The sequence below is a fragment of the Shewanella sp. FeAMO genome (assembly GCF_053653955.1).
Window position 1 is genome coordinate 102,812 of the sequence record NZ_CM132201.1, and the last position, 23,033, is coordinate 125,844.

Annotated in this window: 24 protein-coding genes; 10 read left to right on the forward strand and 14 right to left on the reverse strand. The window is 54.6% G+C overall.

Features of this window, described 5'->3' with window-relative positions:
- Positions 1 to 3: 3 nt before the first annotated feature.
- Positions 4 to 978 carry a ribonuclease T2 family protein gene (locus tag ACWAU4_RS00470; RefSeq protein ID WP_208125354.1) on the reverse strand — a complete coding sequence of 325 codons (975 nt, stop codon included), beginning with the start codon at positions 976 to 978 and terminating at the stop codon, positions 4 to 6.
- 285 nt (positions 979 to 1,263) lie between these two features.
- On the opposite strand from ACWAU4_RS00470, the gene ACWAU4_RS00475 reads away from it, so the two are divergent.
- Positions 1,264 to 1,503, forward strand: coding sequence for a hypothetical protein (locus ACWAU4_RS00475; RefSeq protein ID WP_093981636.1), 240 nt, complete (start codon positions 1,264 to 1,266; stop codon positions 1,501 to 1,503).
- A gap of 39 nt (positions 1,504 to 1,542) precedes the next feature.
- On the opposite strand, the gene ACWAU4_RS00480 is transcribed toward ACWAU4_RS00475, so the two are convergent.
- The 4 genes from ACWAU4_RS00480 to ACWAU4_RS00495 all read right to left on the reverse strand — a co-directional run bounded on the left by ACWAU4_RS00480 (position 1,543) and on the right by ACWAU4_RS00495 (position 3,624).
- Positions 1,543 to 1,773 (reverse strand): TM2 domain-containing protein, encoded by a 231-nt coding sequence (locus ACWAU4_RS00480; RefSeq protein ID WP_025010807.1) that lies wholly within the window; start codon positions 1,771 to 1,773, stop codon positions 1,543 to 1,545.
- Positions 1,774 to 1,782: 9 nt separating this feature from the next.
- A complete protein-coding gene (locus ACWAU4_RS00485) occupies positions 1,783 to 2,088 on the reverse strand; it encodes an NINE protein (protein ID WP_025010806.1) in 306 nt (101 codons plus the stop codon).
- Between the two features lie 129 nt (positions 2,089 to 2,217).
- Complete coding sequence (gene greB, locus ACWAU4_RS00490) at positions 2,218 to 2,712, reverse strand: transcription elongation factor GreB (protein WP_025888206.1); 495 nt, start codon at positions 2,710 to 2,712, stop codon at positions 2,218 to 2,220.
- A gap of 126 nt (positions 2,713 to 2,838) precedes the next feature.
- Positions 2,839 to 3,624 (reverse strand): TOBE domain-containing protein, encoded by a 786-nt coding sequence (locus ACWAU4_RS00495; protein WP_025010805.1) that lies wholly within the window; start codon positions 3,622 to 3,624, stop codon positions 2,839 to 2,841.
- A 160-nt stretch (positions 3,625 to 3,784) separates the two neighbouring features.
- Between ACWAU4_RS00495 and modA the strand changes: the two genes are divergently transcribed.
- The 6 genes from modA to ACWAU4_RS00525 all read left to right on the forward strand — a co-directional run bounded on the left by modA (position 3,785) and on the right by ACWAU4_RS00525 (position 10,533).
- Entirely contained in the window at positions 3,785 to 4,552 is a 768-nt protein-coding gene (modA, locus tag ACWAU4_RS00500) for a molybdate ABC transporter substrate-binding protein (RefSeq protein WP_071237269.1), read from the forward strand.
- A gap of 16 nt (positions 4,553 to 4,568) precedes the next feature.
- The gene (gene modB, locus ACWAU4_RS00505) at positions 4,569 to 5,261 is read left to right on the forward strand and encodes a molybdate ABC transporter permease subunit (protein ID WP_044733466.1); all 693 of its coding nucleotides are present in this window, start codon (positions 4,569 to 4,571) and stop codon (positions 5,259 to 5,261) included.
- Positions 5,255 to 6,343 (forward strand): molybdenum ABC transporter ATP-binding protein ModC, encoded by a 1,089-nt coding sequence (gene modC / locus ACWAU4_RS00510; RefSeq protein WP_208125355.1) that lies wholly within the window; start codon positions 5,255 to 5,257, stop codon positions 6,341 to 6,343. Before modB ends, modC begins: the two co-directional genes overlap by 7 nt.
- 135 nt (positions 6,344 to 6,478) lie before the next feature.
- A complete protein-coding gene (ompR, locus tag ACWAU4_RS00515) occupies positions 6,479 to 7,204 on the forward strand; it encodes an osmolarity response regulator transcription factor OmpR (RefSeq protein ID WP_025010803.1) in 726 nt (241 codons plus the stop codon).
- Entirely contained in the window at positions 7,201 to 8,517 is a 1,317-nt protein-coding gene (envZ, locus tag ACWAU4_RS00520; RefSeq protein ID WP_044733425.1) for a two-component system sensor histidine kinase EnvZ, read from the forward strand. The genes ompR and envZ overlap by 4 nt, the downstream gene beginning before the upstream one ends.
- Before the next feature lie 90 nt (positions 8,518 to 8,607).
- Positions 8,608 to 10,533 (forward strand): methyl-accepting chemotaxis protein, encoded by a 1,926-nt coding sequence (locus ACWAU4_RS00525; protein WP_454290404.1) that lies wholly within the window; start codon positions 8,608 to 8,610, stop codon positions 10,531 to 10,533.
- A 7-nt stretch (positions 10,534 to 10,540) separates the two neighbouring features.
- Here the strand turns inward: ACWAU4_RS00525 and ACWAU4_RS00530 are convergent, their stop codons facing one another.
- The 4 genes from ACWAU4_RS00530 to ACWAU4_RS00545 form a co-directional block, all read right to left on the reverse strand.
- Positions 10,541 to 11,014, reverse strand: coding sequence for a peroxiredoxin (locus ACWAU4_RS00530; RefSeq protein WP_028780860.1), 474 nt, complete (start codon positions 11,012 to 11,014; stop codon positions 10,541 to 10,543).
- An 81-nt stretch (positions 11,015 to 11,095) separates the two neighbouring features.
- Positions 11,096 to 11,623 (reverse strand): DUF2937 family protein, encoded by a 528-nt coding sequence (locus ACWAU4_RS00535; RefSeq protein WP_454290405.1) that lies wholly within the window; start codon positions 11,621 to 11,623, stop codon positions 11,096 to 11,098.
- 211 nt (positions 11,624 to 11,834) lie between these two features.
- Complete coding sequence (locus ACWAU4_RS00540; protein ID WP_208125356.1) at positions 11,835 to 13,580, reverse strand: ankyrin repeat domain-containing protein; 1,746 nt, start codon at positions 13,578 to 13,580, stop codon at positions 11,835 to 11,837.
- Between the two features lie 177 nt (positions 13,581 to 13,757).
- Positions 13,758 to 14,516 (reverse strand): class I SAM-dependent methyltransferase, encoded by a 759-nt coding sequence (locus ACWAU4_RS00545; RefSeq protein WP_071237275.1) that lies wholly within the window; start codon positions 14,514 to 14,516, stop codon positions 13,758 to 13,760.
- Positions 14,517 to 14,647: 131 nt separating this feature from the next.
- Between ACWAU4_RS00545 and ACWAU4_RS00550 the strand changes: the two genes are divergently transcribed.
- Entirely contained in the window at positions 14,648 to 15,505 is an 858-nt protein-coding gene (locus ACWAU4_RS00550) for a 23S rRNA (adenine(2030)-N(6))-methyltransferase RlmJ (RefSeq protein WP_025010798.1), read from the forward strand.
- A 165-nt stretch (positions 15,506 to 15,670) separates the two neighbouring features.
- On the opposite strand, the gene ACWAU4_RS00555 is transcribed toward ACWAU4_RS00550, so the two are convergent.
- The 4 genes from ACWAU4_RS00555 to ACWAU4_RS00570 form a co-directional block, all read right to left on the reverse strand.
- Complete coding sequence (locus tag ACWAU4_RS00555) at positions 15,671 to 16,102, reverse strand: hypothetical protein (protein WP_044733421.1); 432 nt, start codon at positions 16,100 to 16,102, stop codon at positions 15,671 to 15,673.
- 25 nt (positions 16,103 to 16,127) lie between these two features.
- Positions 16,128 to 16,775, reverse strand: coding sequence for a lytic transglycosylase domain-containing protein (locus tag ACWAU4_RS00560; protein WP_243756862.1), 648 nt, complete (start codon positions 16,773 to 16,775; stop codon positions 16,128 to 16,130).
- A 176-nt stretch (positions 16,776 to 16,951) separates the two neighbouring features.
- A complete protein-coding gene (locus ACWAU4_RS00565) occupies positions 16,952 to 17,986 on the reverse strand; it encodes a DUF3137 domain-containing protein (protein ID WP_208125357.1) in 1,035 nt (344 codons plus the stop codon).
- 21 nt (positions 17,987 to 18,007) lie between these two features.
- Complete coding sequence (locus tag ACWAU4_RS00570; protein WP_025010793.1) at positions 18,008 to 18,577, reverse strand: LemA family protein; 570 nt, start codon at positions 18,575 to 18,577, stop codon at positions 18,008 to 18,010.
- A gap of 629 nt (positions 18,578 to 19,206) precedes the next feature.
- On the opposite strand from ACWAU4_RS00570, the gene ACWAU4_RS00575 reads away from it, so the two are divergent.
- Positions 19,207 to 20,805 carry an AbgT family transporter gene (locus ACWAU4_RS00575; protein ID WP_028780867.1) on the forward strand — a complete coding sequence of 533 codons (1,599 nt, stop codon included), beginning with the start codon at positions 19,207 to 19,209 and terminating at the stop codon, positions 20,803 to 20,805.
- A gap of 101 nt (positions 20,806 to 20,906) precedes the next feature.
- Here ACWAU4_RS00575 and ACWAU4_RS00580 read toward each other — a convergent pair whose 3' ends face one another.
- Complete coding sequence (locus tag ACWAU4_RS00580; RefSeq protein ID WP_208125358.1) at positions 20,907 to 21,878, reverse strand: GlxA family transcriptional regulator; 972 nt, start codon at positions 21,876 to 21,878, stop codon at positions 20,907 to 20,909.
- Positions 21,879 to 22,100: 222 nt separating this feature from the next.
- Between ACWAU4_RS00580 and ACWAU4_RS00585 the strand changes: the two genes are divergently transcribed.
- Positions 22,101 to 22,964: a DJ-1/PfpI family protein gene (locus tag ACWAU4_RS00585; RefSeq protein ID WP_208125359.1), complete on the forward strand. Its 864-nt coding sequence runs from the start codon at positions 22,101 to 22,103 to the stop codon at positions 22,962 to 22,964.
- Positions 22,965 to 23,033: the final 69 nt, after the last annotated feature.

A 23,033-nucleotide genomic window follows, 5' to 3' on the forward strand; every position in this document is an offset into this window, starting at 1 on the left:
CTCTCAGTTGGCGGCATCGATGAGCATATAGTTGCCACAGTTGCCTGGGGCAATTCTGGGCGCCTGCTCCAGCAGCGCCTTCAGATTGCTGTTATCTATCTTGGCTGGAAGGCTGAGTTGAATTTCGGTCAGCATGCCCTGGTGGCATTTAAGACTCAGCTTGTGGTTGCTCTCTGGGCCGAAGCTCTGCTGAAACGCTTGTCTCAAAGAAGCGGTCGCTATTTTTGCGCCGATATTTTGCTGCAGCAGATTAAGCAAGGGCGTTGCCTGATTCACCTCTGTCGTTAGCCTGAGTGCCAATGAAAAATAAGCTTCGGCACTTTCATCCCGGCAGCTGCCGTGTTTCCACCATTCGTGCCGCTCCAGGCAGCTGCCATAGGCGTGACTGGGCATCACGCGCCCCAGGCGTTGGGATAAGGCTTCACTCAACTCAATGGCGGGATAATCGCAGAAGTTATCGGGCTTGTGTTTGACCTTGCCGCAATAGCCATAGCTGATACCGCAGGAACGCTTATTGGGCCATAAGCCATGCAAGCTGAAATGACTGGCATCGAAGCGATCGGCGCTCTGGCTGCGACATTCGGCCTTACTTGAACCTCTTGACTCGCAAAAGGCGTTTTGCCACGACAGAGCCAGCAGATGGCTATCGTATTTGTCGGCCAGGTTGCAGGCGTTTTTGGTTTGAGGTTCAGTTGGCATTGCGCCTGCTTGCAGTTGGCCACAATCAGCGGCAATCCAGCGCAGTGGTGATTGCACCGCCGAGGTCTTGACCCTGAACCAAGAGGGAGAGTCTTGGCCGAGGCGCTCAACTATCACCAGTCTCTGCCCTGGGCTGCTGTAAAGCTGCCCGGGATTAGTGCCCTTGTTCTTCGATTGAAACAGCGGACAAGCCTTGTCTATTAACAACTCACCGGAAAATGGTGCAGCCATTATGCCTACAGGCAACAGCCACAGCAGTAGTATCAGTAAGCGGGTCATAAGATTCCTCTTGGGTGAAACTGTCATCATGCGGATTTTAGTTTTGCCATGTGACACTTTGTATCCATGCCGGTTTGGCGCGCAACTTATGTTAAAAAATGGATCTTTGGTTTTGGGGCCAAGATTCAGATAAAACGCGCTATAGCCGAAATAGTCGATGCTTTGGCAACGAATAAGCCGCGCCAATTTGTATCTTTGTCATTGTTTAACAAATGAAACGTAATTGTTGCTTGTCGATTAATTGTGTAGTTTGGCAATGACAGCAGAATTTACAGGAAAAAGTTAATGAAAGGATGTATTCCCGCAGCGGTTATGGTGCTTTGTCTGGGAGCTTGCAGCAGTACTAATGAAACGCAGCAGGCTCAAGCAGATGTGGAGCGCAGTGATGGTTACCGCTGTGAAAAAGTCACAGTGACAGGTTCAAGAATGCCGATCAGAAGATGTACCACCCAGGCACAAAGGGAGCAAGAACGCCAGGAAGCGGAAGAGATGCTAAGTAAGGGAAGAGTGCTTTCGCAGGAGTGAGTATGGATGCCAGTGGTTTGCACCACTGGCATTCAGGGATCAGGCTGACTTGATCAGTCGGCCTTCGGAGTCACGGAAACTACCGATGGCGATACGAACGAAGTCGATCAGAGTCCAGATACCCAGGCCACCCAGAGTCACCAACATCAGCAGACCAGTGCCGATTTTGCCGGTGTAAAAACGGTGTACGCCGAAGCCACCCAGGAAGAAGCACAGCAGCAGAGTGGGAACGAAACCCTTGTCGCTCAGTTGCTCATTTTCGATTGTCATTGTTTGTCCTTAAGTTAACTTTTGTCCCGGGTAAGTGATCAGCTTACCCTGCCCATCTTTGTAGCTTCCCACCAGTAACATAAAAGTGACTATCACAGTGTGGATAATATCGACTGCAAGTACCGCCATTCCGGTGAATACCAACGTAGGTTCGTCGGTTGAAATAAGCGTAATACCTACTATTGCCAGACCGAGATCGAACAGGCCATGGAGTATACGGCCACAGTAAAAGTGATGTATGCCCAAGATGCCGAAAATGCCTGAAAGACACACGGCTACGCCATAACTCTTATCGGATTTGCTGAGAGTCTGCACTTCCTTGTTCCTTTGTTGAAAGCTGAATAATCTGGCCCGGCAGGCATCTCCCTGCACATCTTCGAGCCAAACAGGTGGAGTCTACCCTTTTCAAGGGATTTTTATCAATAACAAAATGTTAAATTGAGATTATTCTGGCGTTTCTGTTTCAAACGCTTGGTATTGGATCACATTGATGTACCACTCTTTGACCCCTGATGGCGTTTGCACCTGAACTTCATCGTCAACCTGTTTACCTATGAGGGCCCTGGCCATAGGGGAATCTATAGTGATATAGCCTTTCTTAGTGTCTATCTCGTCCTTGCCGACAATCCGGTAGCGCACCACAGTGCCCTGGTCATTTTCCAGTTCGACCCAAGCACCGAAGAACACCTTTCCTTCCTGCTGCGGTGAGTAGTCAACAATCTTCAACTCTTCCAAGCGTTTAACCAGATAGCGGATTCGGCGATCTATCTGCCGCAACAAGCGTTTGTTGTAGGTGTAATCTGCGTTTTCGGAGCGATCGCCCTGGGCCGCGGCCTCTTGCACTTTTAGGGTGATCTCGGGGCGGTATTCCTTCCACAGGTATTTGAGTTCTTTATCCAGGGCTTCCCAGCCCTTACGGGTAATCAAATGGGCTTTCATCGATTTATTCGGTCAACTGCTGATGGCGCCAGGCGCCGATGCCAATAATGCAGAAGATTTACAGAACTCAGGCGTGCTTGCAAGTGCGCCTTCTTGCCAATGGGATAAACAGGATGCCTTTGTTTGTCATTTAACACAGGCGATGAGTGTCTGCCCCGGCTCGAAGCAGGCTTGTAGATGATCGCCCAGAGCCAATGGCAAGCCCTCAATGCTGTCGTTACATACCGAAGCGTAGAGGCGGTCGTTGCCGCCGATATCCAGGGTAATTTCGCTGCGCTGGGTATCGCGTTTGATTTGCAACAACTGGCCTTTGAGGCGGTTGCCACTGCTGAGGGGCTGCTGCAGCGAGTGGATACTGACAGCGGGAGCCTTGAACAGCAGCAATACCTTCTTGCCGATATGCAACCCCAGTTTGTCAGTGCTGGCATGGGTGATGGCGGCATCTATCTCCTGTCCACCGGCCAACTTGACCCTGACATTGTCATTGAGAGAATCATCCTTGAGCGCAATAACTTCACCGGCCAGTTGATTGCGGGCGCTGGTCTTGAGCGAGAAGTGTGCCATCAGATCCAGCAGGTTATCCATGGGTACGGCCGCATCCAACAGCGCCTTGAGCACCATGTCCTGCATCTGATCCATCAGTTCGTAGAGCTTCAGCAGACGCTCGCCAAACTCGGTCAACTTGGCGCCGCCACCGCCTTTACCACCCTTTTCACTGCTGACCACAGGCTGAGGGGCTTGCAGATTCATGTCGTTGACCGCATCCCAGGCCGCCTTGTAACTGATGCCTGCCTGTTTGGCTCCCTGGCTGATGGAGCCGGTAATGCGTATCTGTTTCAACAGCGCAATTCGTTTGGGATTGGCAAACAGTTTATCGGCATTGTTGAGAGTCAACAGGGCTTTGAGATCCATGGCGTATTCCTTATCAGTGTCGGGGTTATTCTCCCTTATTGCGTTGATAAAGACCACAGGGATCACTCACTGACGATCACAGGCTTGCTTATCGTTATATAACTATGTATATAACGTTGGCAGTGTCAAAATAGTGCATATATCTCATCAAGGAGTCGTTATGAAGTCCCTGTTCCGTCCTGCCCTGAGCCTGGCTCTGGGGCTGTTGTTGGCCTTTAACGTCAGTGCCAAGGAAAAAGTCACCGTCTTTGCCGCCGCCTCACTCACCAATGCCATGAATGAACTGGGCGCCGAATATGACCGCAAGCATGACACTGAAACCGTGTTCTCTTTTGCTTCCTCTTCGACGCTGGCTCGCCAGATTGCCCAAGGTGCGCCCGCTGAGCTGTTTCTGTCGGCTAACCAGAAATGGATGGACTATCTCGATGAAAACAAGGCCATCGACGCTGGTAGCCGGGTCACTCTGCTGCGTAACACTCTGGTGCTGATCGCGCCGAAAAGCAGTGCGCTGAACCAGGTTGAAATCTCGGCTTCCTGGGATCTCAAACAGGCATTGGGTAACAGTCGGATGGCGGTTGGCGATCCAGATCATGTGCCGGCCGGTCGCTATGCCAAGCAGGCGCTGGAAAATTTAGCTTTGTGGCAACAGGCCGAACCTCTGCTGGCCAGAGCCAATAGTGTTCGCGGCGCCTTGGCGTTGGTCGAACGCGGCGAGTCATCTCTGGGGATTGTCTATTCCACAGATGCCAAAGTGGCCAAAGGGGTAAAACAGCTGGCGGTATTCCCCCAAGAGACTCACAAGCCAATCAGCTATCCCATGGCGCTGGTGGGTAAAGAGCACAGCAAAGGCGCCGAAGGTTTCTATCAATTCCTGCAGTCCGACGCTGCCAAGGCGGTATTTGCCAAATACGGCTTCGGCGTAAACTGAGATCCTGACTTTGAGCTTGTTGACCGACTATGAAGTGGCCGCCTTGCTGCTCAGTCTCAAGGTGTCCACTGTGGCCGTGCTCTGCAGCCTGCCGCTCGGCATTTTGTGTGCCTGGGTGCTGGCGCGGCTGGAGTTCCCCGGCAAGTCTGTGCTCGATAGCCTGATCCATCTGCCACTGGTGCTGCCACCTGTGGTCATAGGGTATTTGTTGCTGGTCTCCATGGGCCGCAGCGGTTTTCTCGGTGGCTGGCTCTATGACACTTTTGGCTTCAGCTTTAGTTTCAGCTGGCGCGGCGCCGCACTGGCAGCTGCGGTGGTGTCATTCCCGTTAATGGTTCGTGCCATTCGTCAGGCGCTCGAAGGGGTGGATGTGCGTCTGGAGCAGGCGGCGCGCACCTTGGGCGCCGGCCGGCTCAAGGTCTTCTTCACCATTAGCTTGCCGCTGACCGCACCCGGCATAGTCTCGGGCATGGTGCTGGCCTTTGCCCGCAGCCTCGGGGAGTTTGGCTCCACCATTACCTTTGTTTCCAACATACCCGGTGAAACCCGCACCATTCCCTTGGCCATGTACTCCTTTATCGAGACCCCGGGCGCCGAAGCCCAGGCCGCCAGGCTGTGTGTGATTGCGATATTAATTTCACTGGCCTCGCTGATAGCTTCCCAATGGCTCAGCAAGCGGGCGCAACAGAGGACGCTGGGACAATGCTGAAAATAGCTATCAGGCAACAGCTGGGGCAAACCCTACTGGATGTGGACACAGAATTACCTCTCTCCGGGGTCAGCGCCGTCTTTGGCCGCTCGGGCGCCGGCAAGACCTCGCTGGTCAATATTCTCGGTGGCCTGGCAACGCCGGATGCCGGTGAGATCCGCTTGGGAGAGCGCTGGTTGTTTCATAAAGAGAAGAAGATCAACTTGCCACCTGAGCGGCGTAACGCCGGCTTTGTGTTTCAGGATGCCAGGTTGTTTCCCCACTATCGGGTGCGCGGCAATCTCAATTATGGCCGCAAGGATAAAGACAGTCGCGAGTTTGATACCGTGGTACAACTCTTGGGGCTGGAGAAACTGCTCGATCGTTTTCCCTTCACTCTCTCCGGTGGGGAAAAGCAGCGGGTCGCCATAGGCCGGGCCTTGCTGACCCGCCCAGAGATCCTCTTGATGGATGAACCGCTGGCATCGCTCGACTTGCCGCGCAAGCGCGAGCTGTTGCCCTACTTACAGAGGCTCACCGCCGAACTTAAGCTGCCGATTATCTATGTCAGCCACAGTCTGGATGAAATTCTGCAACTGGCGGATCAGATGCTGGTGCTGGACAAGGGCCGCTGCGTCCTCAGCGGCCCGCTGGAACAGGTGTGGGACAGTGACGAGCTGAGACCCTGGCTCAGTGCTCAGGAACAAAGCTCCTTGCTGTATGCCACTGTGGCCGAGAGTCATCCCGAATATGCCATGACACGTTTGCAGCTTGCTGACGGCAACAGCTTGTGGGTCAATGAACTGTTGCCCAAACAGGATAAGCCGATACGGGTGCGGGTTCACAGCAACCAGGTCTCTGTGTGCCTGCAGGTGCCGAGCGGCAGTAGTATTCGCAACATCCTGCCGGTAACCCTGGAAGAGGTGAGCCGGGTCGACAGCCGCGACTATGTGCAGCTAAGACTGAGGCTGGCGGGTATGCCGCTGTGGGCCAATATTACCCGCTGGGCCCTTGAGGAGCTGGCGTTGAAGCCCGGCATGTCGCTCTTCGCCCAGATCAAAGGGGTCAGCCTCACGGCCGCCGATTTGGCCCGTTCTCACTGAGGTGCAACAGAAGATCAACTACTGTTACAAAGTCTCGGGTGATTTTTGGTATCAAAATGGCTAAATTTAAGATATTTGGCCACTTTTTCAGATACTATTGTGCAAGTTTCAGGCTTGGCACTCGAGGAATAGCCCATGGGACAAGAAACCTCCAAGATTCTGGTTGTCGATGATGATATGAGGCTGCGGGCCTTGCTGGAGCGCTATCTGATGGAACAAGGCTATCAGGTACGCAGCGCCGCCAATGCCGAGCAGATGGATCGCTTGCTGGAGCGGGAGAACTTTCACCTGCTGGTGCTTGACCTTATGTTGCCGGGAGAAGATGGCCTGTCCATCTGTCGCCGCCTGCGACAACAGGGCAACCCACTGCCGATAGTAATGCTGACCGCCAAGGGCGATGAAGTCGACCGCATCATAGGCCTGGAGCTCGGCGCCGATGACTATCTGCCAAAACCCTTCAACCCCAGAGAATTGCTGGCACGGATCAAGGCGGTGATGCGCCGTCAGGTGCAGGAGATCCCCGGTGCGCCTTCGCAGCAGGAAGAGATGGTCAGCTTCGGCGAGTTCAGCCTCAACCTGGCTACCCGCGAGATGTACCACAACGAAGAGTCCATCGCCCTCACCAGTGGTGAATTTGCCGTACTCAAGGTGTTGGTGACCCACCCTAGGGAGCCCTTGTCCCGCGACAAGCTGATGAATCTGGCCCGTGGCCGCGACTATTCGGCGTTGGAGCGCTCCATCGACGTTCAGGTTTCCCGGCTTAGGCGGCTGATTGAAAAGGATCCCGCCAACCCGCGCTATATCCAAACGGTTTGGGGCCTGGGGTACGTGTTTGTGCCAGATGGTGCCGCCCGTAAATGAAGCTGCGCTGGTGGCAACGCCTGTTGCCCAGGAGTGCCTTCAGCCAAACAGTCATGCTGATAGGCTGCCTGCTGCTGATCAATCAGCTGGTCTCCTATTTGACTGTGACGGTTTATTTCATTAAGCCCAGCTACCAGCAGATCAACCAGCTTATCGCCCGCCAGATCAATCTGTTGTTTGTCGATGGGGTTGAGGTGGGCCGTGAACACCTCACCATAGTGGATGCCCTCAATGCCAAGGTGCGCGACGATGGCATGCATGTCTATAACCAGAAACAGGCCAGGGAAGCCGGTATCGAGCGGGCGACCTACTATGGCTTCCTGTCGGCGCAGATGTCGGAATATCTCGGCGGCCCGGCCGAAGTGCGTATTGCCCAGAGCAATCTGCTGCAGATCTGGATCCGCCCGCCTCAGGCCCCTTCCATCTGGATCAAGGTTCCCCTCAATGGCTGGAACGAAAATGCCCTGTCGCCCCTTAACCTCTATCTGCTGGTGATAGGCGCCTTGAGTGTCGCCGGTGGTTGGTGGTTTGCCCGGCAACAGAACCGGCCGCTGCGGCGGCTGCAAAAGGCGGCTATCTCAGTTTCCAGAGGCAATTTCCCTGACCCGCTGCCGTTGACCGGCTCCAGTGAGCTCGTCGAAGTGACCAATGCCTTCAACCGTATGTCCCAGAGTATGAAACAGCTGGAGCAGGACAGGGCGCTGCTGATGGCGGGGATTTCCCACGACCTTAGAACACCCCTGACCCGAATTCGTCTGGCTTCCGAGATGATGGTGGACGACGATGCCTACCTGCAGGAGGGCATAGTCAAAGACATTGAAGACATGGATGCCATCATCAATCAGTTTATCGCCTATATCCGCCAGGATCAGGAGAGCATTCGCGAGCCGGAACAGATCAACCGTTTAATTCGCGAAGTGGCCCAGGCCGAGAGCAACAGAGTCGGTGAAATAGAGCTGGTACTGGCCGAGTGCCCCGAAGTGCCGATGCAGAGCCTGGCCATCAAGCGGGTGATCGGCAATCTGGTGGAAAACGCCTTCCGCTATGGCCGCGGCTGGATCCGTATCGCTTCCCAAGTGGAAAAACACCGCATAGGTTTCAGTGTGGAAGACAATGGCCCGGGTATTGCCGAGAGCCAGATCCCCAAGCTGTTCCAGCCCTTTACCCAAGGTGACAGTGCCCGCGGCAGCGTCGGCTCAGGGTTGGGACTGGCGATCATCAAACGCATCATAGACAGGCATCAGGGCAAGGTCATTCTCAGCAATCGCCCCCAGGGTGGGCTGCACGCTCAGGTGTGGTTGCCGAGAGATTAACACGCCATACGCTTTATGGCCGATTGTCATTCAACTGTCATGCTCCAGTCATAAACTGCGCTCAGTTCAATCAATTGGGCGCAGTTTGCCATGAAGATTTCCACCCTTTCTCTCGGCGCTTCGGCGTTGTTGCTCTTGTTGGCGGCCTTGCTCGCCTCACTGGTGCTCTGGAGCAGTGAACAGAGACAAGAGGCAGAACTGCAGAGCCAGACGCTGCAAGGCTTGCAGCAAGAATTTTTGGTGGATATCCGTGCCAATCTGGATAAGTATCTCGCCAGTGGCGATGCAGGGCGATTGGAACAAGCCAGAGCCCAGCTCAATGATATTCATGACCGTTTGCCGGTAGATTCACAGTTGGCACAGGAGCTGGCGCAATTGGTGACGGCTCTGGATGGCAAATACCGCGCCGCCGGCAAGTTGGCCGGAAATCCCAGGCAGCTGTTGGCCCATGCCGAAACCGAAATGTTGGATAACAACAAGCGCCTGGCGGATTACGGCGATCAAGGGCTGGCAACGGCGCCACAAGTGGCGCATGAATACTTGCAGCTCAGTCGGGAGCTTCCGCCACTGGTTTACCAGTTGTCACAGCTGACCCAGGATTACCTGCTCGGACGGGAGCAAAGACTCAAGCCTTACCTCGACAGCACCATAACCCAGTTGGCCGACTGGCATGACAGACTCAGCGCCTTGCCACTGCTTGGTCTCTATCGCACTGTAGAGGCGGATGAATTTGCCCTGGGTGACGATGAACCCGAGCGTGAGGAGATAGGCGAGAGCTACCGCGCCGAACTTCTGAGTCTCAGCAGTCGCTACGCCAAGGAAGTGACCAATACCGAGCAGCAACTGTTGGATAACCGTCAGATGCAGGATGCGCTGCGCGCCGATATGCACAAGTTGCAGCAGAACTTGCTGACCATGGCTGCTGAGCAGCAACAACGTACCGAAAAGCTCAAACACGAGCTGCAGCTATGGCTCTATCTGGCTTTGGGGGTGCTGGCCTTATTTGCCGTGGCTTATTTGATTTTGCAGCAGCTCAGGGTGGTGAAGCCGTTGCAGCTGCTCAACACCGCCTTCAGCCAGCTGAGTGAGTCCAATACCCGCGAGCGCCTCAATATCAGTCGTCGCTGTGAAACCGGCCAGATAGCCGCCCATTTCAATGCTCTGCTGAATCGTTTCGAGTCCGAGGATGAACAGCAGCGGCAGCAATTGGCGCGTATCTCCCAAAGCCTATCGGCCCTGGTGCAAAAAATCAGTGAAATGGCCGGCAGTACCCGCGAGACCCAACAAGTGGTGGATCAGGCTCGGCAGCAAACGCTGGAGCTCAGTGAATTGGCCGGACTGGTGAGTGACAGCTCAGCTTCGCTGGCCACCCGTGCCGGCAATACTGCCGAACAGATGCACCAGAGTGAACTCGAAGCGCAGCAGATGCTGGAAGCCACAGATTCAACCCGCACCGCCGTTGCCGAGTGTCATCAAGCGCTTGCCAGTCTGGATGATTCAGTGGCGGCTGTGGCGGGAATTATCGACGTGATAGGCAATATCGCCGGGCAGACAAATCTGTTGGCGCTCAATGCCGCCATAGAAGCCGCCCGTGCCGGTGAGCAGGGCCGAGGCTTTGCCGTGGTGGCCGATGAGGTGCGCAGCCTTTCCAGTCGCACCCAGAGCTCGCTCGATGAGATAGGTGCCATTCTCAATCGGCTTACCAATGCCAACAAGAGTCTGGGGCAGAGTATGGATGGCATAGCCGAGGCGACCGACAGGCAGAGACAGAGAGCCGAGAGCCTGAAACAGCTGGCGCAGGAGGTGAGACAGCAGGCTTTTGCCATGGCGAGTGGGACTCAGCAGGGTACTGAGTATGCCCAGTCACAGCTGGCGCATCTGCAATCCTTCTCCAGCGCCATGGAACAGCTGCGCAGCCAGGCGATCACCGCCTCAGAGCAGGGGCAGGCAATCGCCTCTCAGGTGGCTGCAGGTGTCGCCGAGATAGAACAGAATCTCGGCATTAAAGCCGCCTGAGTCGCTATTAGAGGCTCGCCAGTATGGTTTCGGCCTTGCTGACTTCGAAAGTCTTGGGCGCTTCCACATTCAACAAAGAAACCACGCCATCGTCTATCACCATGGCATAGCGCTGCGAGCGTAAGCCTCCGAAGGCGCCAGTGTCCATTTCCAGCCCCAGCGCCTTGGTGAAGGCACCATCACCATCGGCCAACATCATGATCTCACCGGCGTTTTGGGCTTCACCCCAGGCTTTCATCACAAAGGCATCGTTGACCGACACACAGGCAATGATATCGACGCCCTTGGCCTTGAGTTCATCGGCCAGCACCACATAACCCGGCAGGTGAGCCTCAGAGCAGGTGGGGGTAAAAGCACCTGGAACTGCAAACAGCACGGCCTTCTTGCCGGCAAACAGTTCCTTAACCTTGTGGTTGATCATGCCCTCTTTACCGAGTTGGCTCAGAGTGGCATCCGGCAGAGCTTGACCTTGTGCAATCATGGTATTTGTCCTTTCAGTGGGAATTACAAACCATCATAGCCGTTAATGGAGTGGACAAACACAGACATTCTACAGGGGCAATCAGGCGGCAGCCGGCCGGCGCCGAAACAGCGTTCGTAACGCCAGCCAGCATAAGCTGAGCAGCAGTTCGGCCGAGGCTGCGAGCAGCAGGCCACTGAGCAGGCCAATGGCAATGGCATCGCCCTTGAGTAGAATATTGTGGCTGTAGTTGCCCCACACTTCGCGGCGGATATCCGCCTGTGGCGCAAACGCCAGTTGCAGGTAGGGGCTGTAGAAACTCTCGCGGAAATCGGCCAAGGCCTGCTGCAACTCGGAGCGGCGTTCTACCATGGCGTTGAGCTTGTCGCCGCCGGAGGTAAATACCGGATCTTTGTTGGTCACATAGTGGGCGATAAGCTTATCCAGATCGCCACCGAAGAAACGGTCGGCATCGCGCTGAAACCCGGCCAATTGGGTTTGGATCTCGCTCAGGTGGGCCTGCAGGCTCTTGCCATATTGATCGACAAAGCCGGGGAGCTGAATCCCCGCCAGCACCCCCACAAAGAACAGCAGCAGTCTGAGATAGTCGCGTATGGTTCTAAGCATCATGCCTCCCTGAGTTCCGGCCAAACCAGATTGCCGCAGCCGCCCTGTATCTTAACTGACCGGTTCTGGCTTTGTTGCCGCTCTATCTTTGTCGCCCATAGCACACAAGGCTGCAACCAAAATGGATGCTGACTCAAACGGGCGGTTTTGACAAGTGCCTGCCGCTGAACACTGGCTTGGCATAGCAGAGCCTCCTCAAGCGCAATGATGTGGGTTATTGTTCCACCGGAGGCTTGATCCCATATTGGGACAGGGAATCAATAAATTCCTGCTTTTGGTAGCTGATAGCACGCTTAAGTGCCTTATGGCCCTGCGGAAGTATGTCAGCGCCGAGCTTGCTCAAAACATAGTTAAAGTCCTGGATATCACTGGTTCTCACCATCTGCTCCAGCATGGTTTCCCCCGAGTGGCTGACCAAGGTCAAGTCAGCCTTTGACTCAACCAAGGCTTTTACCACCTCAAGATTGCTTTTTTCACCTGCTCCTTGAATTGGATTGGCGGCGTACATCAACGCCGGGCGGCCGTCACTATCTCTGGCATTCACATCGACATTGATGCCGATAAGGTATTTGACCGTGTCCGGGTGTCGGTACATTGATGCCGCCATTAAAGCGGTTTCCTGGCGACTCCCAGAATGCCCGTTAATGTCGGCGCCTCTTTCAACCAGTAGTTTGACCATCTCTACGCTCTCTTTCCCCGCAGCCGAGTACAATAACTCAACCAAGGTTTCAGCCGTGAGTAGGCCTGGCGGCGCGTTGTCGAGTAATTGTCTGGTTATTTCCAGTTGGCTACTCATAACGGCTCTCTCAATATCTTGTTTGGTGATATTGGCGCCGTGGCGAACCAGAGTAGTGACATAATCCAGCTGGCCAAACCAAGCTGCGTAATACAAGGGGCTGTTGCCAGAGTCGTTGGTTTGATTAATGTCGGCACCACTCTCCACCAGATAATTAAAGACTTTGGCATCATCTGTGCCCACGAGTTGATGCATCAGGGTTTCTTTATAGCTTCCCTTGACATTTAAATTGGCGCCCTTGGCCACCAAATAGCGCACAACCTCTAGGTTGTCATCTCGCACGGAGTAAGCGAGAGCGGTCACTTCGTCTGTGTCCTGGGTCTCGAGTTTCGCACCCTTATCCAACAGATACTTCACTATATCCAGGTCGCCCCGATTCGCAGATATCATCAGCGGTGTACTGCTGCGCTCGGCATTTATTACCAGTAGGGCATTGATGTCGACGCCCTTGGATACCAGGTACTTAACCGAAGCCAGGCTGCCGGCCGACACGGCCGTCTTGAGCATCTGCTCCTTGTTGCCAAGGGTGACTCTTTGCTGTTTTACCAGGTAATCCAAAATCTCTGTGGCACCGTTTTTGAGCGCAATGATGGAAATCTCTTCGGCATATTCCCTGGAGAGCACCTGGCCGGTTTTATTCAATAATGACTTGAAGATATCCAGATGATTATTGTGGGCCGCTATCTCCGGTAACCCCCAGCCGCCGTTATTCTTTTGTTCGAGATTGGCGCCGTTCTCCAGCAGCAAAGAGATCGCCTGCTGATGGCCAAACTCGACGGCCACCATCAGAGCCGTCCAGCCATATTGGTTTGAGGCGTTAATATCGATATTTTTCTCAAGCAGAAAAGAGATCAGGGCCAGATCCCCCAACTTGGCGGCAACCAGCAGAGAGTTGAAACCATTTTGACTACTGGCGTGAATATCGGCGCCTTGCTCAATCAGCAGCTTTGCCATCTCAGGAGTGGGTGACATCAACAGCGCATTCCAGCCGGCAGGGTTCTCAAGGTTGATGTCAGCGCCCTGAGCAATCAGCTGCTTTACCGAGTCCAGTTGGCCATCCAATACAGCTCGCATCAGTGGCGACAGACCCTCCTCATCCAAACTGTTCAGCTTGTGCGCCGCAGTTGTGGCTGCAGCTGTGTCGGGCTTAGCGCTTGCGGCCATAGCTGGTTTGCCAAAGAGAAAGATTCCCATCAAAACACATACAAACATCATCCTTAACTGCATTGTGATATTTCCTGAACTCTGTTTATGGGGCGGATCCGATAAGTCTTGCCCAAAAGTGCGGAGCAAAATATGCGGCGAGCCACAAAATGGCGCGGCTCTATGTTCCTTGTCGACTCAGTTCATCGCTGCTTTGACATAGACATCGAAGCGGTTTTTCTTGGTGGCGATAACAGTGCTGGGTTTAACCCCGGCCAGGTCTTCGGCGTAGTCCGGCCGTTTGACCACTACCCGCTTGCTCGCCAGTGCCAACGCCGGGGCCAGCAAGCCGTCGGCATCGGTATCGGCGCCGACCAGGGTCTGAAATACCCGCATCTCTTTTTTTACCAATGCCGACTTGTCTCTGTGGGGATACATGGGGTCCAGATAGACCACATCCGGTTGCAGACTTATCTGGCTCAACGCCTCCAGACTGGAGTCGTGCAGCAGCGTCATTCTTTGCTGCATCCAGGGGCCGATTTCGCTGTCCTGATAACCGCGGCTGAGACCGTCTTCCAGTAGCGCCGCCACCAAGGGATTGCGTTCAATCAGCGTCATTTGGCAGCCAAGGCTTGCCAGTACAAAGGCGTCACGGCCAAGACCGGCCGTGGCATCTACCACTGAGGGGCAGGCGCCTTGCTTGAGACCGACCGCCTTGGCTATGGCCTGGCCGCGGCCGCCGCCGAACTTACGTCTGTGGGCCACGGCGCCGCCGACAAAATCGACACAGATACCGCCAAGCTTGGGTTCGTCACGCTTGAACAGGGTCAGCATTTCCTGCTCAAACCCCAAGGCAAACACAGAGTCTTCTGAATGCTTCAGGCCCCAGCGCTCGGCAATGGCGCACAGACGCGGCTCCCGGGTATCAAAATAAATGCTATGGCTTGGCTGCTTCACTGTGTTTGAGTCCTTGGCTGAATTGGCGCCATTATGCCAAATGCCAACCTGACTGAATACGTTCGGCTGCAACTCGCAGGCAGAGCAGCTATAATGCCGCGGTCATTTACCCGTCAGTCATTGGGGAACCCATGCTCAGCTACCGTCACGGTTTTCATGCCGGCAACTATGCCGATGTGCTCAAACATTCCATCTTGTTGCAGGCGCTGAGCTTGTTGCAGAAGAAAGATAAACCTTTGGTTTATATCGATACCCATGCCGGTGCCGGTGGCTATGCGCTGGAAGATGATTTCGCCCAAAAGACAGGGGAATATCTGGAAGGTATAGGCAAGCTCTGGCAGGAAACGAGTGTGCCGCAGGCGATGACAGCCTATCTGGAGGCGGTGCGCCATTTCAACGAAGGCAACGAGGAGCAGGCCACTGATGAGCTGGCCTGGTATCCCGGATCTCCGGCGATAGTGGATATGCACCTTAGAGAGCAGGACAGAATGCTGCTGCACGAGCTGCACAATACCGATGTCGAATTGCTGCAGGAGTATTTTGAAGGTGCCCGTCAGGTGAAGCTGGTTCACGGCGACGGTCTGCAGGGCCTGTTGGCCGCCGTGCCGCCACTGGAGCGTCGGGCACTGGTGCTGGTGGATCCCAGCTATGAGCTCAAGAGTGACTATCAGGATGTGGCCGATACCCTGATAAAAGCTCATCGCAAGTTTGCCACCGGGGTGTATCTGCTCTGGTATCCGGTCGTCAATCGGGCCCAGACTGAAGCCATGCTGACGAAGCTGAAAGACAGCGGCATTCGGCGCCAGTTACGGATAGAGCAGAGTATTAAGCCGGATTCGGATGAATTCGGTATGACGGCGGCGGGTCTGTGGGTCATCAACCCGCCATGGCAGTTGGATACCCAGGCCGAAGAGCTGCTGGCCTGGCTCCATCCCAGGCTCAATCAGGGTGGCGGCAGCGTCACTGTCTCCTGGGAAGTGGGCGAGTAAGCTTGGTTCCATCATAAAAACAGTTGGCCGGGTCACTGGGTATTAATTGGGTACTAAGTCGGATACCGAGTTGTGTACTAACGGCCCGGCCTGTTAACAGTGGCCTTTACGGCGTCTAAGCGACTGTGGTGACAAGCGACTGTGGTGACAAGCGGCTGTGGTGAATTATTCCGACAGTGCTTTCAGCTCGGCCAGCGTCGCCTCATCTATGAGCCCTAGCGCCAGCGCCTGCTGTGGATTGGTCTCTATCAAATAGGCGCTGATACTCATCATATTGCGCAGTGCCATGCCGTTGGGGCCATCGTAAGCCGGCTGCTCGTTCCACTGGTCCTGAGCCCAGGCGGCCCAAGTGGCCTTGAGGCTGTAGCCCGCCTCACAGAAGATGGTGCGGGTCAGTTGGCTGCCCTTATCCAGCATCTCCTCGTCGTTCATGCTGTTGTCTAGCTCGCCCTTGTGGCTTTGCATGACTTGCTTTACTGCCGCTATCGCTTCGGCGGTTGCGGGAACCGGGCCAAGTTGGCTGTCATCACAGGCTATTACGGTGGAAAAGGGCATCAGCAGACAGGCACAAAAGCCGAGGGACTTGAGGTTAAACATCTTCACTTCCTTGTTGTTGCGCCTCTCAGGCGCGGCTCAAATTGCGGTAGCGCTCCAGCAAAATTTTCACCCGTTTCACATAGGCGCGGGTTTCCGGGTAGGGTGGCACGCCGCGATATTGGGTCACTGTGGTAGGGCCGGCATTGTAGGCCGCCAGCGCCCGGGTCATATCGCCATCGAAACGGGCCAGCATCTGCGCCAGATAGCGGCTACCGGCATCGATATTCTGTGATACCACAAAGGCGTTGCTGACACCAAGCTCTTTGGCGGTATCCGGCATCAACTGCATCAGCCCCATAGCGCCGGTACGAGACAGGGCCTTGGCGTTGAAGGCCGACTCGGCGTGGATCACCGCCCGGATTAGCGCAGGATCCAGATTGTAAGTTTGGGCGGCGAGGGCGATTTCGGCGGCATAGTCACTGTCAAACAGAGGGATTGCCTGCCAGTTTACCTTGGAGTCCGGTCGGCAGGCGAAACAATCATAGAGAATGATCTGATATTCCTGGCTGCCAGGGGGCTTGTCGCTGAACGCCATCACACCGTTGGCCTGGCGGTACTGATAGACTTTACGCTTCGGCAGACTGCTGTCACTGATGCCGTGTTCGGAGTAACGCGCCACTATACGGGGTTTGGTCGAAGGCTCTTTAGTCACAGCTGAAGTTTTTTCACCCATGACTGAAGGCTCTTTACTTATAGCTGAGGGAACTTTACCTATAGCTGAAGAATCTTCACCCATAGTGGCCTCTTTCGAAGGCATAGGTATCTCGGTGCCGGCAAACGCAGCAAAGGGCAGCGCCGAGCTCAGCAGCCAGAGTAGCAAAGAGATGAGTCCTTGGCCGGAAGTGTGCTTCACGCCTGATTACCCGCCCGTGTTTCCAGTTTCAATATGTCAATGATAGCAAAGAGTTGCTGCATTTCACTGTGGATCTGGCTGAACTCCTTTTCGAAGGTGGCTCCCTCAAAGATGGAGGCGGTCTCGAATCTATCCTTGTTACTGGGAAACAGGATCAACAGCTGCCTGCCGTGGAAGGCGCAGCGCAGATCCCGGCCGAACTTCTTGCTCAAATCCAGCAAACGCTCCATAAACAAGGGGTTCATCAACACCCGGCCATTGATCTGATTGTCGGCAAAGACATCGAACTCTTTTTCAAACACGGGATCTTCCAGCTTCATCTGCTTCAGCCCCGAATAGCTGGAGGAGAGTTTCCCCAGCAGGCCGCGGTCGCGGATCAATACCGCATGGCAGCCGAAGTTTTGTGGCACGGTAAAGGTCATGGCCAGTCCCTTGAATACCTCGCTGGTACGCTTCTTATTCTTGCTATCCCGATATTCTGACTTCAGCACTAATTCACTGATCCCCAGTTCGACCTGTTTATAGCTACCGGTAATAAAATCACTGGAATGCGCTATGTCGTGCTTGGGCAAAATGCCGGCATCACGAAATGGTCGCAGAGGTAAACCATCGTTGGGACTAAAGGTAAAGTCGTCGCCGAAATAGCGGAAGATCAGCGGGAACAGATCTTTTTTAACCTGTGTTTGAAACGCCTTGATGGGTTTCTTACACCAGAAAAACATCAGCAAAACCGGGGTAAGGGCGAGGGCAAACGAAGCTTCCGGGCCAAGGGAACTGTAGTACATAAGGTCGTACCAATAGTGCCAAACCAGCAGCAGAGTCACCACAAGTGTCAGTACAAACAGGGCTACCCTAGTTCGGCACTGCTTGAGGCTCTTGATCCTCAGTCTTTCATACTTACTGGCCTTGGGCTGTATATGCTGGCGATAGTATTGCTGCAGCTTGGGCAGGTCTTCGCTGGGGGCCTGTAAGCCTTTTCCCGGGCGTACCGGGGAAATCTTGGCCCCCATCAGGAAGGTGATAATATTCACGGGTCAATCTTTTACTCTGTCTCAGTTCAAATAGTCGCCGGCATTGACCGGACTTTTGGCGCTTTCATCCGCCTCATAGAAGGGCAGAGCCTGCACCTTGGCCATGGAGGCTATGATTGAACCCGGGAAAATTTCCACCGCATTGTTGAGTTCAGTGACCGCCGAGTTGTAGAAACGCCGCGCCGCAGAAATATGGGCCTCCACTTCGTTATAGGTCTGCATCGCCTGCAACATGGTGTTGTCTGACTTGAGTTCAGGGTAGTTTTCTACCGACACCATCAACTGGCCGACACGGCTGTTGAGCTGGTTGGCCAAATCCAGATGTTGTTTTACCGCATCTGTGTCGGCCGGATTGTAGCTTTGGGTCAGTTGAGTGCGTAATTCGGTGATCTCGGTCAGCAGCTGTTTTTCATGGTCCATGAAGCGCTTGGCTATGGTGAGAATATTGGGCAGCAGATTGGCCCTTTTCTTGAGCTGGACATCTATGCCGGAGAGGGCTTCACGAGCCGTGTTGCGTTTTTTTATCAGGCTGACATACCAGAGATAAATCAGTATCACGGCGATCGCCAGTATCAACAAAAATCCATCCATATTTGCTAAAGTTCCATGCAGTTTTTTCTGAACTGCGCCAGCTAACCATAAAATGGCCGCAAATGCATCTTTGTTGTGATTTTGAACCTGTGCTGGCCCCTTGATGGCGAGTCTTGCCAAGTCAATGAAAACCATCACTTATATGGCTTTAAAGATAGATTTAAGCAAAATCCTGTAAATCAAAGGTTTGGACTGTACGTTTTTAGTGCATGGAAACATTATCTAAATGATTCATTTGAAATATTTATCTATTTTTGAGTGGTAAAAAAACAGCAGTTTTTGACTCAAGTCTGTCGGAAGCCGCTATAGGCCATGGGAAAACTGTTTACCGTGCGTCAAAGCGAAGAAATGGAATCATACTATTTACAAACAGCTTTTATTATGTTCAGGCAAGGTTCAGACAGCGTATTGTAAATTGTAATGACACAACGTTGGGGCAAAGCGAATTAGTTCAGCGAATTTGCCTTTATGGACCCGCCCTGGGTCCTTTTTTTTGCCTCTAATTTCCCGCCATTCTTCCAGGTTAAGTTTCAGTTAAAAGTGTCACGGCAAAATGGCCGGCCGCTTGTCGTAGATGTTACGGCCATGAAAATAGAACCGGCAGCCGAGCCGGCAGACAGGGAAATCAGATGCAGTCCAATCATTCTCAGCAACCGCTCGAAACCGCCAAGAGTGGCTGGTTTATCCGCTTCCTCAATGTGGTGGAGCGCCTTGGCAACCTTTTGCCACATCCCATCACACTATTTGCGTTGTTTTGCGCAGCCGTCATCCTGATCTCCGGCATTGCCGGTTATTTTGAAGTCACTGTGGTGGACCCTCGTCCCGAAGGCGCCAGTGGCCGTAGCGCCGATGGCCTGATCCATGTGGTCAGTCTAATGAATGCCGAAGGGCTGCGGATGATAGTCTCCAACCTGGTGACCAACTTTACCGGTTTTACGCCGCTGGGCACTGTATTGGTGGCCTTGCTCGGGGTAGGGATTGCCGAACGCTCAGGACTCTTGTCCGCTGGCATGCGGGCGCTGGTGATGGGAGCCTCCAAGCGCCTGGTTACCCTGACTATTGTCTTTGCCGGAATCGTCTCCAATACCGCCGCCGAGCTGGGTTATGTCGTGCTGATCCCCATGGCGGCGATGATCTTCCATTCTCTTGGCAGGCATCCCTTGGCGGGGTTGGCGGCGGCCTTTGCCGGGGTATCCGGTGGCTACAGTGCCAACCTCCTGCTGGGAACCGTGGATCCCCTGTTATCCGGGATCACCGAAGCGGCGGCGCAGATGATAGACCCTGACTACACTGTGGGCCCCGAGGTCAACTGGTACTTCATGTTTGTCTCCACCTTTGTGATCTCTTTCCTCGGCGCCTTGGTGACAGAGAAAATCGTTGAACCCAAGCTCGGTCGCTATGATGTCTCTGAAGCCAGTGTCGATCTGGAGGATCAGCGGATGGAAACCGTCACCGAACTGGAGAAAAAGGGGCTGAAAATGGCTGGTTTGGCGGCGCTGCTGCTCGGCGCAGTCTTGGCCTTGACCGTGGTACCCGAGTGGGGCCCACTGCGTCACCCCGAGACGGGGGAAGTGGCCGGCTCGCCGTTTCTCAAGGGAATCGTGGTGTTTATCTTTGTCTGCTTTGCCATTCCCGGGCTGGTATACGGCAAGGTGGTGGGCACCATGAAAAAAGATACCGATGTGATCAACGCCATGTCCCACAGCATGAGCACCATGGGCATGTATATCGTATTAGTGTTTTTCGCCTCGCAGTTTGTGGCCTTCTTCAAGTGGACCAATCTGGGCGCCGTGTTGGCGGTGACCGGCGCCGATGCTCTCAGCGCCCTGGGGCTGACCGGGCCGATAGTCTTCCTGCTGTTTATCATGATGTGTGGCTTCATTAACTTGATGCTCGGCAGTGCCTCGGCCCAGTGGGCAGTGACGGCGCCGATATTTGTGCCCATGTTGATGTTGGTGGGTTATGCGCCGGAAACCATTCAGGCGGCCTATCGAATAGGTGACTCAGTGACTAACCTGATCACGCCCATGATGAGTTACTTTGGCCTGATCCTGGCGGTCGCCGCGCGCTACAAGAAGGACCTCGGGATAGGTACTCTGGTGGCCACCATGTTGCCATACACGCTGGTATTTTTCGTCGGTTGGACCCTGTTCTTCTTCCTCTGGGTATTCGGCCTGGGGCTGCCGGTTGGCCCAGGTGCGGCTACCTACTATTCACCGGCGGGCTGATGGTCTGTAACAGTGAATGACTGAGGATGTTTGTGGGAAGGGGCTTAGGTGATATACGCTAGCCCCTTTTTTAATCTTTTGGCTTTATTCGGCGCCGCGGCTTAAGGACGGCTAAAGCCAGAGTAAGTCTTGCGCCAGTTGCTGGGGCTCACCCCCAGGGCGCGTTTGAAGGCGTCTCGCAGACCGGCGGCACTGGCAAAACCGCAGCTGGAGGCAATCAGTTCCACCGACATATGGCTCGACTCGAGCAAGGATTGCGCCCGGCGGATCCGCGCCTGCCCCAGCCATGCCATAGGCGCCAGTCCGGTTTGCTCCCGGAACTTACGGTTCAGGCTACGCTGGCTTAAACAGGCTCTTTCTGCCAGTTGTGCCAAGGTCAAAGGCAGGTGCAGATTGTCCATCAACCAGAGTTGCAAATTGGCCAGCTGTTGCTGCTGCGGCAGCCATTGGCGATGAATTCTTTGCGACTGACACCCCTGACGCTCGAGCGGCATCACAAAGAAGTCGGCCGTGGTCTCGGCGGCCTGGGCACCAAAGTCACTGGCTATCATATGCAGACACAGATCCTGGCCCGCGGCCAATCCCGCCGAGGTCAATAGCTGGCCGTTGTCGACAAACAGCATGTCCTCTTCCACCTCTATATTGGGATAACGCTTGGCCAGTTCGGGCGTCAGTTGCCAGTGGGTAGTTGCCCTGAGGTTATCCAACAGGCCTGCGGCGGCCAATACGCAGGCGCCGGTGCAGATAGATGCCAGTCGCACTCCGGCCCTCGCGGCTTGCTGCAGCGCCTGAAGAACTTCGGACTCGCTGAACAGCAAGGGGTCGCGGATGCCGGGGATTATCACAGTATCCACTTGACTCAGCAGCTCAAGCGGGGCGATATCCGAGATGCTCAATGCGCCGCTGCAGATGGATTGCTCCGGGCCGCAAAAGCTTACCTGGTAAGGTTTGTGGCCGCCGCTCAGGGAAACCAGAGGAAACATCTGGTAAGGAATGGCGAGATCGAAGGCGACAAAATCCCTCAGTACCAGAATCGCAATCCTGTGCTGAGGTTGAGAAAGAGCTGAAGACATGTTTCCTGCCCGGCGCCATTCCGGCGGCCCAATAGCGTATGTGTGCAAGGCAATCTAGTTCAAGCTCAAAACCCTGTACAGCGGCTTGTGGCCAAAGTGACTGCCTGGATCACAGCCTGCCCAAGTTGGCCAGACTCTTGCGGCAATTGGCCGGTAACCGGCTGTTGCGGCCTGCAATAGGTTACTAATCTCAACGGGACTTTCTGACTCAAAGGAGTGTTTATGAACCGTCGAGACTTCACCTTATCCTGCCTGGGAACGCTGGCCGCAGCCTCTCTGGGCGGCGTGGCACCTCAAGCGTTGGCCGCGGGCGCCTCAGGCCAACGGCCGGCAGCAAACTCTTTACCCGCCGGCACCAAAGCCAGCACGAGCGGCAAGCCACATATCGCTTTTGTATTGTATGAGGGCATGACAGCCCTGGATCTCATAGGGCCGGCTGAAGTGCTAGCCGGTGAGCAGTTTGATGTGGACTTTGTCTGGTACGACAAGGAGGTGGTCTATGCCGAGAGCCGCGCCAACAAGCGTTTGGGGTTAATGCCGACCGCAACCTTTGCCGAGATTGAGCAGACAAACATTCTCTGCGTTCCGGGAACCAGTAATCCATACAAACAGCTGGAGCGCACCGAAATGATTGACTGGGTGGCTCGGGTCGGCGCCAAGGCAGACTGGGTCACCAGCGTCTGTACCGGCTCATTTATTCTCGGGGCCGCCGGTTTGCTCAAGGGGTATAAGGCCACCTCTCACTGGGGCGTGTTGCAGGACTTGCGCTACTTTGGCGCCGAGCCTGTAGTCGATAGAGTGGTTCACGACCGCAATCGAGTCACAGGCGCCGGGGTCACTTCAGGGATCGATTTTGGTTTGCTGCTGCTGTCGCTGCTGACAGATGAGCAGACAGCCTGCGGCAAACAGCTGGTGCTTGAATATGATCCCCACCCCCCTTTTAACAGTGGTTCGCCCAAGCTTGCTTCTCCAGCCTTGTTGGAAGCGGTGCGCGGTGGATATATGGATTACCTGCAAGCGGTTGCCCCCAACTCCCGCAGCCAACTGCAGGCCCTGGCAAGCAACTTGGGGATCAAGCATCCCTGAGACAGGCCTTTAAGGTTTAGCTTCAAGGCGTTGTAAATGAGGACGAAAATGGTTCCGTTTTTGTTCTAA